We start from the raw sequence: 14841 nt of genomic DNA on the forward strand, positions 1-14841 counted from the left end.
TTCACGCGGTTCGATGCAGGCTCGCGACCGGTTCGGGCCGAGCCGCGGGCAGTCCGCGCCATTTCTCCTGACACCCCGGAAACGCGAACAGCCCGCCGGTCCCCTCGGCGGGCTGTTTCATGCGTTCTGCCTACAGCGCCGTCAGCGCGGCACTCCCGGTACCCAGGGCGGTGACGATGTTGGCAAGCACGGCGAGAAGTTCCATTTGAGTTCCTCATCGGTTCGAGAGCGGGAAACACGCAGCCTGGGCGATGAGAGTGACGTCCGCGCGACGGCAGGGTTAACAATCCGGACAATTTCGCGAATCATACCGATGCCCGATGTGACCGAAAATGTGTAACCGGCGTCACATACCCCTGTTACGGTGGCGCTACCGTCGTCGGGTGGGCGGCGGGCGTCTCGTCAACGGAGGTGGTCCGCATGGCCTCGGTTCTGCATTCGACTCGGCAGCGCATGGCGCACACCGGCGAGGCGCTCAAGGGACTGCGACGGTTGCGAGAATTGGGGTTGAGCGACCCGTCGGATCCGGTGGAGACGGTGCGATTGCTCAGAGACGCAAGGGTTTTCGGACCACCTGCGACGGCGGTGCGCCGGGCGGCCCGCATGTTTCCGGATCTGCCCGCCCTGGCCGACGAGCGGGGTGAACTCACCTACCGCGAGCTGGATCAGCAGTCCAACGCGCTGGCCCGCGGCCTGCAGCGCAACGGCGTCCGCCCCGGCACCGTGGTGGGCGTGCTGGCCCGCGACCACCGCGGACTGATTCTCACCATGGCCGCCCTGGGCAAAATCGGGGCGCGGCTGGCGCTGATGAACACCGGTTTCGCCAAACCCCAGTTCGCGCAGGTGTGTGAGCGCGAGAATGTGCGAGTCGTCCTGCACGACAGCGAATTCCTCGGCCTGCTCGACGCCCTGCCCGAGGAGCTGCCCCGAGTCCTGACCTGGGTCGACGAGGGCGCCGAAATACCGTCCGGCGCGAAGACTCTGGACGAGCTGATCGAATCCAACGCGAAGACGCCGCTGCCCGCGCCGAAGAAGCCGGGCGGCTTCATCATCCTCACCTCCGGCACCACCGGCCTGCCCAAGGGCGCGCCGCGCGACCGCACCGGGCCGCTGTCGACCGTACAGATGGTGGACCGCATCGACTTCCCGCATCGGGGCACGATGGTGATCGTCTCCCCCATCTTCCATTCGACCGGCTTCGCGACCTGGCTGACCGGGTGCGCGTTCGGCAACAAGGTGGTGACCACCCGCCGCTTCGACGCCGAGCGCACGCTGCGCCTGATCGCTGAGCACAAGGCGGACATGCTGGTGGCGGTGCCGACCATGCTGCATCGAATGGTGGAGCTGGACAAGGAGATTCGCCAGAAGTACGACACATCCTCACTGAAGGGGATCGTGCTGGCCGGGTCCGCGTTGTCGCCGGAGCTGTCGATGCGCACGGCCGAGGTGTTCGGCCCGGTGCTCTACAACCTCTACGGCTCCACCGAGTGCGCGATCGCGTCGGTGGCGCGGCCGGAGGATCTGACCGTGGCCCCGGGCACGGCCGGGAAGGCCCCGCTCACCTGCGAGGTGGCGCTGTTCGACGACGACGGCCGCCGCATGCTGGCCAAGAATGTCACCGGCCGCGTCTTCGTCCGCTCCGGTTCGCCGTTCAAGGGCTACACCGACGGCCGCAAGAAGGAAGTCATCGACGGCTACATGTCCAGCGGCGACGTCGGGCATTTCGACGACCGCGGACTGCTGTTCATCGACGGCCGCGACGACGACATGATCGTCTCCGGCGGGGAGAACGTCTTCCCGCAGGAGGTCGAGAACCTGCTGCTGGAGCGGCCCGACATCTTCGACGCGGCCGTGGTCGGCGTGGACGATGTCGAGTTCGGCAAGCGGCTGCGCGCGTTCGTGGTTCCCGAGCCCGGCGCGCAACTCGACGCCGAGGAGATCAAGGCGCATGTGAAGGCGAACCTGGCCCGCTACAAGGTGCCGCGCGACGTCTTCTTCCTCGACGATCTCCCCCGCAACGCGACCGGCAAGCTGCTGCGCCGCGTCCTGGTCGAATACGAGCCGCCCGCGGCCTGAATCACGGGCGGCGCTTACCCACGCCTTCCCGGTCCCGCTCACCGCGACACGGTGGCAATCCTGGGATACACACCACGAGCTGCGAGATTTATTCGTAACCGCGAGTAACGGAGACCTCGGCCACATCCTCGCTGCCTGCGCTTGCTAGGGTTAGCACCGCACTGGATCTCGATGTTGTGGTCCGTCGGCGGACTCGTCCGGCAGGGGGACCGCGGAAGGTTGTACCCATGTCACTTCCATCGGCGGGCACGGTTCTACGCAAGGCCGGCGATACCGCACTGAGCGTCAACGCCATGGTCCGAGGGGGACTGTTCAATCCGCTGCGCCCTGATCACGCGGTGCGCTCGGCGATCAACGTGTTGAAGTTCGGCCCCTTCGCGGGCGCGGTCGTGCACGCCGCCAACACCCATCCGAAGTCCGCGGCCATCGTCGACGAGCGCGGCGAGCTCACCTTCGAGCAACTCGACAAGCAGTCGACCGCGCTGGCCCGTGGCCTGGTCGCGCAGGGCCTGGGCCCCGGCGACGTGATCGGCGTGCTGGCCCGCGACCACCGCGGCATGGTGCTGAGCCTGGTCGCCGCCGGCAAGCTGGGCGTGCGCGCGGTGCTGATGAACACCGGCTTCGCCAAGCCGCAGTTCACCGATGTGGCGGTCCGCGAGAAGGTCAAGGCGGTGCTGCACGACAGCGAGTTCTTCGACCTCATGTCGGCCATCCCGGCCGAGATTCCGCGCATCCTGACCTGGGTCGACGAGAAGGACAATGCCGACCCGTCGATCCCGACCATCGAGTCGGTCGCGGCCGGTCAATCCACCGCGCCGCTGGCGCCGCCGGAGAAGCCGGGCGGCATGGTCATCTTGACCTCGGGCACCACCGGCACCCCCAAGGGCGCGCCGCGCGACAAGGTGTCGCCGTTCATCACGGCCCAGTTCCTGGATCGAATCCCGTTGCCGCGCAACAGCACCGTCGTGATGGCCGCCCCGATCTTCCACGCCACCGGCCTGTCGCAGTTCACGCTGTCGATCGCGCTGGGCAACCGGGTGGTGTTCCAGCAGCGCCGCTTCGACCCGGAGACCACCCTCGCCAACCTGGTGAAGTACCGGGCGCAGGGCCTGACCGTGGTACCGACCATGCTGCAGCGCATCCTCGACCTGCCGGAGGAGACCCTCGCCAAGTACGACCCGAAGGCGACCCTGCGCGTCATCTTCGCGGCCGGCTCGGCGATCCCGCCGGACGTCGTCACCCGCACCCTCGACTACTTCGGCGAGACCCTCTACAACGTGTACGGCTCCACCGAGTGCGCGGTCATGACCGTGGCCACCCCGAGCGAGCTGCGCAAGGCCCCGACCACCGCAGGCAAGGCCCCGGTCGGTATTCGCGTCGCGCTGTACGACGAGAACCGCAAGCGCATCACCGCCCCGAACGTGACCGGCACGGTCTTCATCGAGAACGGGCACTCGTTCAAGCAGTACACCGACGGCCGCACCAAGGAGTTCGTGGACGGGCTGATGTCCTCCGGCGACGTCGGCCACTTCGACACCGACGGGCTGCTGTTCATCGACGGCCGCGACGACGACATGATCGTCTCCGGCGGCGAGAACGTCTTCCCGCAGGAGGTCGAGAACCTGCTGTCCAACCGGCACGACGTCCTCGAGGCCGCGGTGGTCGGCGTCGACGACCGCGACTTCGGCAAGCGGCTGCGCGCCATCGTGGTCCCCGGCCCCGACTCCAAGCGCGACGTACAGGAGATCAAGGACTACGTGAAGGAGAACCTGGCCCGGTACAAGGTGCCGCGCGAGGTCATCTTCCTCGACGAGCTGCCGCGCAATGCCACCGGCAAACTGCTGCGCAAGCCGCTCATCGAGATGGAGATCACCGAGAACTAGGATCTTCGCCGCAGGTTCGCGACCAGCGGTTTCCGCGCTCCGACCGAGTGCGGAAGACTCTCGTAGCCAGTTCTTTTCGTGCCCCGCCGCCCGGCAGCGGGGCACGAGCGTCTGAGCAAAACCGCGATCGCTATTATCAGCGCGTGAGTTTCGAATCCGGCCGCCGTACGGCGCAATTCCGCAGTGATGCTGCGGTGTTGCGCGGTGGGGCGGCCGGTTCGGTTTCCGGGGCGCTCGCGATGGCCGCGCACGGCTGGATCTCGGGGGCCGCGCCCCTGGAATCGGGGCCGTTGACGCTGCTGGTCGCCGCCTCGGCCACGGTCGGCGCGGCGGTGGCGAGCGTGCACGCGCTGCGCTCCACCGTCGCGGGCCTGGTGGTCGCGTTGATCGGCGGACAGCTGCTCGGGCACTTCGCCATGATGTGGGGTTCGCCGGGGAGCATGCACCACATGCATCACACCGCCTCGATGTGGAGTCCGGCCATGCTGGGCGCGCACATCACGGCCGCATGTGTGGCGGCCGTGGTCATCCTGGGCGCGGAGGCGGCCTACCGGATCGGCACCACGGTGCTGGCCCGCGTGCTGCCGCTGCCCGTTTCGCTGCCGGTGCTGTCGGGGCCGCCGCTGCTGCCCATCCCGCACCGGGATCTGGTCGTGCTGCGCATCTTCGCGGCCGACGTCTTCCGCACGCGTGGTCCACCCGCGCTCGTTCGAGGCTGATTCCTTACTTCCATCCGGGCACACGGACTTTCGCGTCCGTGTGACATCGCTGTGTTCCCGCGACCGTCGCGGTGATGACATCCGCGTCCCGGTATCCCATGACCGGTGTGCGCCGCGTTGGCAGTCGCGTGCGCGCTACGAGGGGGTCATGGGCTGCCCGGACCGGCGCCGCATCGACGTGTCCAGGTTCTCCGCGGCCCGGGTGTTCACTCGAACCCGAAAGACCACTGGTGACAATCACTGACAGCGGTGTCGAGACGACACCGCCGCCCTCCCCTGCCCCGACGCCGGAACCGGCGTCCGGGAAGTCCCCGAAACGCGGCGCGGGGAATGCCTTCCAGGCGCTCATGCTGCGGCTGCATTTCTATGCCGGCGTCTTCGTGGCACCGTTCATCCTGATCGCGGCCGTGACCGGCGCGCTGTACGCGATCTCGCCGACGCTGGAGAACATCACCTCCAGCGGTCTGCTGCACACCGATTCGACGGGCCCGGCCAAGCCGTTGAAGGAGCAGATCGCAGCCGCGCAGGCGGTCGAGCCTGCGCTGACGCTGGTGGCCGTCGCTCCCGGCCAGAACGCCGGCGACACCACATGCGTCATCTTCAGCGATCCGTCGCTGGGTGAGTCCGAGCGCCGGGCCGTGTTCGTCGATCCGGTCACCGCGCAGACGGTGGGCGATGACGTCGTCTACGGCAGTTCGGGCGCGCTGCCCCTGCGCACCTGGATCGACAAGCTGCACAAGGATCTGCACCTGGGCAAGGTCGGGCGCTTCTACAGCGAGATCGCCGCGTCCTGGATGTGGCTGGTCGCTCTGGCCGGGCTGGTGCTCTGGTACCGGCGGGTGCGGGCGCGGCGCGAGAAGCGCTCGGCCGGTTGGCTGCTGCGTCCGGATCGGTCGCGGCCCCGCGCGCGCACAGTGAATTGGCATGCGGTGGTGGGCGTCTGGATCCTGCCGTTGCTCCTGCTGCTGTCGGCCACCGGTATGACCTGGTCGAAGTACGCGGGTGAGAACGTGACCGAGCTGCGCAAGGCCATGAGCTGGCAGACCCCCGCGGTGAACGCCAAGCTGCCGGGATCGACCGGTCCGGCCAAGCCGGCGGGCGGCGAGCACGACGGGCACGGCAACGCGCCCGCGGCGACGCCCCCGGCGGGCAAGGCGGCACTGGCCGACACCGTGTACGGCGTCGCCCGCGCCAACGGCCTGGAGGGACCGCTGGAGATCAGCATTCCGGCCAAGGACGGCATGGCTTTCGTCGCGCAGGAATTGCGGCGTCCGGGGCAGTACACCCGCGATGCCATCGCGGTGGACGGCGCGACCGGCAATGTCACCGCCAAGCTGCCCTACGCCGACTGGCCGCTGATGGCCAAGCTCACCAACTGGGGCATCCAGTTCCATATGGGCCTGCTGTTCGGCCTGGTCAATCAGCTGCTGCTGCTGGCGGCGATGATCGGGCTGGGCACGGTGATCGTGCGCGGCTACCTCATGTGGTGGCGTCGTCGCCCGACCAAGGAGTCGAAGCTGGCCGTGGGCAAGGCTCCGCGGCGCGCGATCGCGCAGACTCCGTTGATCGTGCTGCTGCCGCTGGCGGCCGCTGCCGCCGTGGTCGGCTGGTTCGTGCCGATGATCGGCCTCCCGCTGCTGGCCTTCCTGGTGATCGACGTGCTCGTGGGAGTGGGAGCCCGCGTGCGCGCCAAGACCGCCTAGGCACCGAAATCCACCGAGCGACACGGCCTCCGGGCCGTGCCGCCGAACCCTTGCACCCTTTCGCAGCTCGCGCGACCGCGACCTGCGCCTCTCATGCGGCCTCTGACCCGCACCGACGAAAGATCGAAAACTGATGAAGCTCAACAAGTTCGCCGTGTCCGCCGCCCTCGTGACCACCGCCCTGGGCGTCACCGCCGGAACCGTGAACGCCGCCCCCGCCCCCGCGGACGCCGGCGCCATCAACTACACGGCCACCAGCAGCGACAAGGACGTGGTCATCCGCACCGACGCCGGTTCCATGGGCGTCGAGAACGGCGTGTTCACCATCAAGGCCGCGGACGGCACCACGGTCGCCGGAACCGAACTGTCCCTCCGTGTGGACGATTTCGTCTTCCCCATCGCCACCGAGATCCACGACCGCGTCGCCACCCTGACGCCGCAGATCGACCTCGCGCACGCCACCTACAAGCCGGTCGCCCTCCCCTTCGAGAACAGCGCCCCGTGGAAGACCGACTACGAGCGTGAGCAGGCCGCCTGGAGCCGCATGACCAGCACCCTGTCCATGGGCGCCACCATCGGCACCCTGACCGGTGGTCTCGGCGGCGCGGCCTTGGGCTGCCTGATCGGCGGTGTCGCCGGCACCGCCCTCACCGGCGCCCTGCTGACCATGTTCGGCGCGGGCCCCCTCGCCGGCTGCATCGCAGGCGCCGCCGCGGTCGGCTTCCTCGGCACCATTGCCGGCCAGGTCTTCGTCACCGCCCCGTTCGCCATCGCCGCCGCCGTCCAGTACTTCACGACGATCAACCAGCCGTCGATCAAGCCCGCCAAGTAACCCGAAAACCGCTGCCCGCCATCCGATCACCGCATCAGGGATCGGCTGGCGGGCACACCGCCCGGGTGTGCTACACGGCCGGAGGGCGGGGTGCCTGGACCGCGGTCAGGCCAGACGGTGGGCACCGGCAGAGGCGGTGGCGGTGAAGATGTGCGGGGTGGGGAATCCCTTGGCGGTCAGCGACTCTCGAATGAGGCGGGACGCCGGGGTGGCGCGGTCTTCGTCGATCAGGGCGAGGATGCTGCCGCCGAAGCCCGCGCCGGTGAGGCGGGCGCCGTGGGCGCCGGCGGTGAGGGCTGCGGCCACCGCTGTTTCGAGGGGTGGGGCGGAGACTTCGAAGTCGTCTCGCAGGGAGGTGTGGCCGGCGGTGAGGAGGGGGGCGATGGTGCGGGGGTCGGCTCCGGCGCGCAATTGTTCGGCTATTCGCAGGACACGGGCGTTTTCGGTGATCACGTGGCGGGCACGGCGGCGGAGGACGGGGTCGGGGAGGCGGTCGACTTCGGCGGCGGTGGGGACGTCGCGGAGGGCGGGGACGTCGAGTTGGGCTGCGGCGGCGGCGCATTCGGCGCGGCGGGTGGCGTAGGCGCTGTCCATGAGGCGGTGGGGCGCGCCGGTGTCGACGATGAGGAGGGTGAGGCCGAAGCGGGCGAGATCGAAGGGTATGTGGTCGGCCTTGCCGGTGCGGGTGTCGAGGAAGACGAGGTGGCCGGGGGTGCAGAGCAGGGCGGCGGACTGGTCGAGAACGCCGGTGGGGACGCCCGCGTAGACATTCTCGGCGGTGCGGGTGATGTCGACGAGGTCGGCGGTGGAGACGCTGGGGGCGAACAGGTCCCGCACGGCGATGGCGACCGAACAGGTCAGGGCGGCAGAGGAAGACAGGCCCGCACCGATCGGGACGGTGCTGTCGAGGTCGATGTCCAGGCCGCGGATCTCGTGGCCACGGCGCTCGAACTCCCGGATCACGCCCAAGGGGTAGCGGGACCACGCGGGGAAGCCGGACCAGCCCGCGGTGGACAGATCCGCGGTTGTCGTGTCGACCGTGTCGCCGGGCGCCTGCTCAGATCTCAGGCGCAGCACGCCATCCGGTCTGGCGCCGGCGGTGCAGGTCGTGCCCAGCGGCAGCGCGAGGGGCAGGACATACCCGTCGTTGTAGTCGGTGTGCTCGCCGATCAGGTTGACCCGTCCGGGAGCCCACCAGCGTCCCGCAGTCGATTCCACGTGTCGGGCTCCTCTTCACCGGGGCGTGCGGGGCGTACGGTTCGATCTGCGGGGAGCATAGCGAGTCTCCCGAAAGCGGCCCTGCGGGTTCGCCGAACTCCCATCCGGACCGCCCGCTTTCATGTCATGATCGGTTCGGTTGCCCAATAAGTGGCAGCGCCTTTCTCGACCGGGCACTCCGCCACCGCAGCGCGGGGACCTATGCTCGTACCGCAACACACGGTTGATGATCGGCGGTGTCTTTTCGAGTACTGCTCGGACAGGGGGGCTGGTGGGAACAGAAGTACATCCGGCCGAACGGCCGCGGCGCTTCAACATCTGCTGGCGCACCGTCCTGTTCATCTGCGGCGTACTGATTCTCGGCCTACCCATGGTGATCAACGCCAAGGCGGTGGCGCTGGGCACGCTGTTCGTGTCGGTGGCCATCAGTCTCACCATGATCGGCATGGGGGTGCGCAAGTTCCGCCCCCGCCATCCACTGCCGTGGTACCTGCTCTCCGCGGCCGCCGTGCAATTCGCCATCGGCACCGCGCTGCGCCACATCTCCGATTCCCAGCGGCACCCCTTCGACGACCTGTTCACCCTCAGCGGCTACTGCTGTGTCGGGGTGGCCGCGGTGCTGTGGTTGCGCCCGCGCCAGAACAGCACCGACCACGACCTGCTGCTCGATTCCGGGCTGATCGGGCTGGGCGCGCTGCTGCTGTCGTGGACCTTCCTCATCTCGCCGGTGCTGCACATGTCCCGGGACCTGGACTTCACCACCGTCACCTGCGTCGCGGACCCGATCGTGGACGCGCTGCTGCTCACGGTGATCGTGCATTCGGTGATCACCTCGGCACGCTCGGAAACCTCACTGCGCCTGGTGCATCTGGCCATGCTGGTGATCCTCGCCGGCGACCTGGCCTACAACCTGGAGACCGCGGGCTCGGCGGTGATCGGCCGCCAGATCCAATTGCTGCCGCTGCAGCTGGGATTCACGTTGATCGGCGCGGCCGCGCTGCACCCCAGCATGGTGGTGCTCGGCGGGCCGCGCGATATCCACCCGCACCGGTCCCGGCAGCGGGCCAGCATCATCGCCATCGTCATGATCGTGGCCTCGCTGGTGCCGGTGGTCGGCTCCAGCCTGGACACCCTGGACCGCACCGTGGTCTCGTCGCTGTTCGCGCTGCTACTAGCCGGCGTGCTGCTACGCAGCGAGCGCGCCATCGAACGCAGCGCCCGCAGCGAGCGGCGCGCGCAGTATCAGGCAGACCACGACATGCTCACCGGACTCCTGAACCGCGCCGCCCTGCTGCGGGCGCTGCATCGTAATCGGGACCGGTGGGCCGGACAGCCGCTCGCGCTGCTGTTCATCGACCTGGACGGATTCAAGGGGGTCAACGACAACTACGGTCACGCGGTGGGTGATGAGCTCATCGCCAATGCGGCGGCCCGCATCCGCCGGGTGATCCGCCGCGACGACGCGGCCGCCCGCTACGGCGGAGACGAATTCGTGGTGCTGGCCCCGCTGGCCCGGCCGCACGCCCTGCAGCTGGCCGAACGCCTGCTGGCCACATTGGGCGAACCGTTCGAGTTGAGCGCGGCCGAGGTGCGCATCGCGGCCAGCATCGGCATCGCGTGCTCCAAACCGCGCGAGACCGAGACCACCGTCTACGAGCTACTGCGCGAGGCGGATTCGGCCATGTACCACGCCAAGGAATACTCCCTCGGCTATATCTTCCACGACGACTTGCGTCGCAACCGCCCCGAGGCGGGCCCCCGCACCTGGCAGCGCGAATCCGCGGTGTGAGCACGCGGTAGCCGACGCGTACACGGCGCTGACTCGCGCTGGGGAGAAGTTCACTCGACCCCCCGCTCGGCGGTCACGCCCGACCGACGCGGGAGTTGTGGCCCAACCCACACGAAAAGGGTTGGGCCGTCAGCCCTCAGGCTGGGACGCCCCGCCCTCAGGCCAGGTCTTCCAATAACCGACGCGCCGACTCGAGCTCGGCCTGCAGCTGCTCGACCTTGGCGCGCTGGGAGGCGCGCACCGACTCCAGGATGGAATCCACGACCTCCGACACCTCGGGGTGCAGGATCTTGGCGGCCTGGGAGACAGCCGAACTGGGCACGGCCAGGCCGCGGATGGTGCGCTTCTTGCCGTTGACGACATCGAGGGTCCACTCGCCCTCGGCGGTGCCGCTGAGGGTGACCGTCACCTCGGGAGCCTTGGGCTTGCGGGCGGCCGACGCGGTGGCGGCGGCATTGCGGGCCGGGCGCGAGGCCTTCTTGGCCTCGGCGGCGGCCTCGGCGGCCGGTTGCGGGGTGGCTTCCGGAGCGGGCGGGGTGCTCGGCGCGGCGGCCGGCATCGTCGCGGGGGACGACATCGTCACGGTCGGTTCCTTCCTGGTTGCCGTTCTGGGGGTTGCACTCGCCGGTTTGGCGGCGGAGGCCGGCGCGGTGGCCGGTTTGGCCGGGTTCTGCCGGGCCGGCTTGGTCAGGGTCACCTCGGTGGGACCGAAGGACAGCACGTCCTTCGAGCCCGTCGGCTTCACCTGCAGGAAATCACCCTCGGACGGATCGCCGAGGGACATCACCTTGCCGGAACGACCTTCCGGAACACCGACCGCCGCCGCGGTGAACCACACCATAGGCGGTCTGCCAGCGTCGATTTCCGCGGCGATCTCCCGAATCTCGGTATCCGACAAGGGCTGTGGCTTGGTACGGGTCGACATGGGCACTCCGGGACGGACGGGGCGGACAGCTGCGTGCCAAGAGCATGCACCATGGCACCGACAAATCCACATCCGGAGAACGCGCCTGGTCACCCACGCACGGTCAGTGATCCTTCAGCTATTCCTACTGGTGCGGCCCACGGAGCATGGCCGGCGCTGGTGATCCTAGGCGTCCGCCCCTGTCCCCGCGCAACTTTCGTGACGGACCCATCCGACCCGCGCCCGAATAGCGAGTATCGATCAGAGCTGCTCGACACCGCGCAGCACACACCGCACGGTCTGTGGCCGGGCCACCGGATCCAGCAGCGTTTCGGTGGTGAAGTCCTGGGTCGCGCCGGGCGCCACCAATACCTCGGTGCGCGTGCGTTCCAGATCCGCGGACTCGGGCGTCTGGAAGCTGATCACCACCAGATACCGGTGCTCCACCACATCCCGGTTGCTGACCACGGCGGTCGCCTGCCAGCCCGCGGAGGTGCCCGCGCAGGCGGTGACGAAGGCGCTGCGCTGCATCTCGGCGGTGTCGCCGACAGACCGCTCGGCATTGGACTGGTGCGTGTGCGCGGCTTCGCCGTGTCCGCCGTGCGCGCACCCGGTCAGCAGCGCCGCGCATCCTGACACGACACCGACTAGACCTCGGCCGGGGGTGATCATGAATCTCCCATTCCACCGCGCACTTCCGCCCCCGCACTCCTGTTGCGGCTGATTAGCCGCGGGCCGAGACTACCCCAGCTCGACCGCGTGTCGTCACATGACGGCATAGGCGTGTCGCGCTGGAAAACCGGCCGTATCCTCGCCTTTCGCGAGTGTCGGAGCCCCTGCATACGATCTAGTACGTGAAGGTACTGGGAGCATGCCCCCTCGACTGCCCCGACGCCTGCTCCTGGGTGGTGGACGTCCAGGACGGCCGGGCCGCCGGCCTGCGCGGAAACAAGGAGCATCCGGTCACCCGGGGCGCGCTGTGCGTCAAGGTGAACCGCTACCTCGAGCAGGTCCACTCCCCCGAACGCCTCACCCGCCCGCTGCGCCGCGTCGGCCGCAAGGGCGAGGGCCGGTTCGAGCCGATCAGCTGGGACGAGGCGCTCGACGAGATCGCCACCCGCCTCACCGCGATCATCGCCGAGCACGGCGGGGAAGCGGTGTGGCCGTTCCACGGCACCGGCAGCCTCGGCTTCATCCAAGGTCTGGAGGGCCTTTCCGGGCGGCGTTTCTTCAACGCGCTGGGCGCGTCCGGCCACGACCCGACCATCTGCTCGGTCGCGGGCACGGTCGGGTTGCGGTACACGCTGGGCACGTCCGGCGGCATGGATCCCGAGGACCTGGCGAAATCGAAGCTGATCCTGTTGTGGGGCACCAACCCGCTCACCTCCGGCCATCACGTCTGGAAGTTCATCCAGGACAGTGGCGCGTACACCGTCGCGATCGACCCGGTGCGCACCAAGACCGCCGAACGCTGTGACGAGCATCTGGCCCCGCTGCCGGGCACCGATGCCGCGCTCGCGCTGGGCCTCATGCACGTGATCGTCGGGCTGGGCGCGCAGGATGAGGAGTTCCTGTCCGCCCACACCGAGGGCTGGCCCGAATTCCGGTCCCGTATCGCCGAGTACCCGCCCGAGCGAGCGGCCGCTGTCACCGGGGTGCCGGTCGAGCGCATCGTGGCGCTCGGCGAACGGATCGCCGCCACCCGCCCCACCGCGATCCGCGCCTCGCAGGGCATGCAGCGGCACGCGGGCGGCGGCATGGCGCTGCGCACCCTGGCCTGTCTGCCCGGCGTCACCGGCGACTGGGCGATCCCCGGTGGCGGGCTGCACTATTCGACCAGCGGCCACTTCCGCCTGGACATCGACGCCCTGACCCGTTTCGATCTGCTGCCGCATCCGGTGCGGACGCTGTCGATGACCCGGATGGGCGAGGCGCTGCTGGATCCGGACGATCCACCGGTGCACGCGCTGTTCGTGATCGGCGCGAATCCGGTGGGCTCCAACCCCGATCAGCGCCGGGTGGTCGAGGGCCTGTCCCGTGAGGATCTGTTCACCGTGGTGCTGGAACACTTCCCGACCGACACGGTCGACTACGCCGATATCGTCCTCCCGGCCACCATGCAGCCCGAGCACCTCGATGTGCTGGCCGCGTACGGCAATCTGTATCTGGTCTGGAACGAGCCCGCCGTGGCCCCGCCCGGCGAATGCCTGCCCACCACCGAGACCTTCCGGCGGCTGGCCCGGCGCATGGGGCTGACCGAGCCGGCGATCTACGAGTCCGATGAGGAGCTGGCGAACCAGCTGTTGAAACAGTACGACGTGGACCGGCTGCGCGCGGACGGGTTCCTGAAGATCGAGCCGGGTCCGGTGCCCGACGGGAAGCTCCGGTTCGTCTCGGACCAGGTGGCGGCGGGCCACGATCCGGTGGCCGGATACACCCCGCCCGCGGATTCCGGTGACGGCCTGGTGCTCATCTCGGCGGCGTCACACTATTTCCTCAATACCGGGTTCGGTTCGAATCCCGAATTGCGCCGCCGCGCAGGCGAACTCCGCGTCACCATCCATCCGGATGACGCGGCCGCGCGCGGTATCGCCGACGGCGATACGGTGACGGTCGGCAATGATCGCGGCAGTTTCGAGGCCGTCGCCGAGGTCTCCGACATGGTCCGCCCGGGTGTGGCCGCGACCCCGAAGGGCAGCTGGGCCAAGCATTCCGGCGGCGCCACCGTCAACGCCACCGTCGCCGAACGGGATTCGGATTTCGGCGGCGGCGCGGTGTTCCACGACAACCGGGTGTGGATCCGCCCCCGGAACTCGAGGGTTCAGGACGCGGCGAGCCGCTCCAGCACGCGCCTGGCCTGATAGTCCGCGCCCAGCTGGTTGGGGTGGAAGGGGACGGCGAGGCCGACCGGGTTGCCGGAGAACGGCAGCAGCCCCTCCACCCAGCGGGTGCCGACGGGCCGGCAGGCGTCGTGGCCCGCGCTGCCCGCGTAGGTGTCGACGAAGTCGACTCCCGTGCTCGAGGCGACTCGTTCGAGCATGGTGTGCAGTTCGATCAGCTTCTGCCCCAGCCAGACCGCGTCGCCGTCGGAGATCGGGATGACCGGCCAGCAGCCGCCGTCGAGGCCGATGCCTTCGAAGTAGTCGAGCAGCAGGATGCGGGCGTGTGGCGCGCGTTCGCGAATGCCCGCGATGGTGGCGGCCACGCGTGGCTCGGTCCGGGCGATGTTCTGCGACATCCGGTCGACGCCGTCGGTGACCATCGAGTTCAGGCAGGGGCTGATGGCGGGGTCGAGGGTGATGCAGTCGGTGACGATGGCCGCCAGATTCGCGTCGTTGCCGCCGATTTCGAGGGTGACCAGATCGGTGGATTCGGTCAGCGAGTCGAACTGCGGCGCGTTGGACCCGAGCACGGTGTGCTGCGGCTGGGTCATATTGGCGGTGACCGCGCCGCCGCAGGTGGCGTCGCGGAAGACCGGCACGGCCAGCGCCGCGGCCACCTGTTTGGCGTAGTTGTGGGCGCTCTGCACGCAGGGCGCGGGGGTGAACGCGGTGCTGAGCTGGCTGAGGGTGGCGTCGGCGGCCCAGGAGTCGCCCAGGGCCACATACTCGTTGACCGTGGTGGCGGGTGGTTCGGCGGACACGGCGCCCGCGGGCAGGACGGCGGCGAGGGCGGCTGCGGTGAGCAGTGCGCGCGAGGTCTTCATGTCTGGTCTCC

11 protein-coding genes are annotated in these 14841 nt (G+C 69.1%); 7 read left to right on the forward strand and 4 right to left on the reverse strand.

Features of this window, described 5'->3' with window-relative positions; translation table 11 throughout:
- Positions 1 to 420: 420 nt before the first annotated feature.
- From ACFYTS_RS27855 to ACFYTS_RS27875, 5 genes are all read left to right on the forward strand, one after another.
- Positions 421 to 2076, forward strand: coding sequence for an acyl-CoA synthetase (locus ACFYTS_RS27855; RefSeq protein ID WP_387308339.1), 1656 nt, complete (start codon positions 421 to 423; stop codon positions 2074 to 2076).
- A gap of 227 nt (positions 2077 to 2303) precedes the next feature.
- A complete protein-coding gene (locus ACFYTS_RS27860) occupies positions 2304 to 3959 on the forward strand; it encodes an acyl-CoA synthetase (RefSeq protein ID WP_387308341.1) in 1656 nt (551 codons plus the stop codon).
- Positions 3960 to 4102: 143 nt separating this feature from the next.
- The gene (locus tag ACFYTS_RS27865) at positions 4103 to 4678 is read left to right on the forward strand and encodes a hypothetical protein (protein WP_387308343.1); all 576 of its coding nucleotides are present in this window, start codon (positions 4103 to 4105) and stop codon (positions 4676 to 4678) included.
- Between the two features lie 230 nt (positions 4679 to 4908).
- Positions 4909 to 6381: a PepSY-associated TM helix domain-containing protein gene (locus tag ACFYTS_RS27870; RefSeq protein ID WP_387308345.1), complete on the forward strand. Its 1473-nt coding sequence runs from the start codon at positions 4909 to 4911 to the stop codon at positions 6379 to 6381.
- Positions 6382 to 6514: 133 nt separating this feature from the next.
- Positions 6515 to 7213 (forward strand): hypothetical protein, encoded by a 699-nt coding sequence (locus tag ACFYTS_RS27875; protein ID WP_357286805.1) that lies wholly within the window; start codon positions 6515 to 6517, stop codon positions 7211 to 7213.
- Positions 7214 to 7318: 105 nt separating this feature from the next.
- Here ACFYTS_RS27875 and galK read toward each other — a convergent pair whose 3' ends face one another.
- Complete coding sequence (gene galK, locus ACFYTS_RS27880; RefSeq protein WP_387308347.1) at positions 7319 to 8431, reverse strand: galactokinase; 1113 nt, start codon at positions 8429 to 8431, stop codon at positions 7319 to 7321.
- Between the two features lie 271 nt (positions 8432 to 8702).
- Between galK and ACFYTS_RS27885 the strand changes: the two genes are divergently transcribed.
- Entirely contained in the window at positions 8703 to 10220 is a 1518-nt protein-coding gene (locus ACFYTS_RS27885; protein ID WP_357286810.1) for a GGDEF domain-containing protein, read from the forward strand.
- A 157-nt stretch (positions 10221 to 10377) separates the two neighbouring features.
- On the opposite strand, the gene ACFYTS_RS27890 is transcribed toward ACFYTS_RS27885, so the two are convergent.
- Positions 10378 to 11145, reverse strand: a complete 768-nt coding sequence (locus ACFYTS_RS27890) for a DUF6319 family protein (protein ID WP_357286813.1) — start codon at positions 11143 to 11145, stop codon at positions 10378 to 10380.
- 240 nt (positions 11146 to 11385) lie between these two features.
- A complete protein-coding gene (locus tag ACFYTS_RS27895; protein ID WP_357286816.1) occupies positions 11386 to 11763 on the reverse strand; it encodes a hypothetical protein in 378 nt (125 codons plus the stop codon).
- A 215-nt stretch (positions 11764 to 11978) separates the two neighbouring features.
- On the opposite strand from ACFYTS_RS27895, the gene ACFYTS_RS27900 reads away from it, so the two are divergent.
- Positions 11979 to 13985, forward strand: a complete 2007-nt coding sequence (locus ACFYTS_RS27900; RefSeq protein WP_387308350.1) for a molybdopterin-dependent oxidoreductase — start codon at positions 11979 to 11981, stop codon at positions 13983 to 13985.
- On the opposite strand, the gene ACFYTS_RS27905 is transcribed toward ACFYTS_RS27900, so the two are convergent.
- Positions 13946 to 14830, reverse strand: coding sequence for an SGNH/GDSL hydrolase family protein (locus ACFYTS_RS27905; RefSeq protein WP_387308352.1), 885 nt, complete (start codon positions 14828 to 14830; stop codon positions 13946 to 13948). The two genes, ACFYTS_RS27900 and ACFYTS_RS27905, sit on opposite strands and share 40 nt — an antisense overlap.
- Between the last annotated feature and the right edge of the window lie 11 nt (positions 14831 to 14841).

It is taken from the genome of Nocardia sp. NPDC004151, from assembly GCF_042874235.1.
Lineage (GTDB): Bacteria > Actinomycetota > Actinomycetes > Mycobacteriales > Mycobacteriaceae > Nocardia.

Coding starts and splice junctions, on each gene's coding strand:
- ACFYTS_RS27855 (WP_387308339.1), top strand. CDS start 421: ATGGCCTCGGTTCTGCATTCGACTCGGCAGCGCATGGCGCACACCGGC.
- ACFYTS_RS27860 (WP_387308341.1), top strand. CDS start 2,304: ATGTCACTTCCATCGGCGGGCACGGTTCTACGCAAGGCCGGCGATACC.
- ACFYTS_RS27875 (WP_357286805.1), top strand. CDS start 6,515: ATGAAGCTCAACAAGTTCGCCGTGTCCGCCGCCCTCGTGACCACCGCC.
- ACFYTS_RS27890 (WP_357286813.1), bottom strand. CDS start 11,145: ATGTCGACCCGTACCAAGCCACAGCCCTTGTCGGATACCGAGATTCGG.
- ACFYTS_RS27905 (WP_387308352.1), bottom strand. CDS start 14,830: ATGAAGACCTCGCGCGCACTGCTCACCGCAGCCGCCCTCGCCGCCGTC.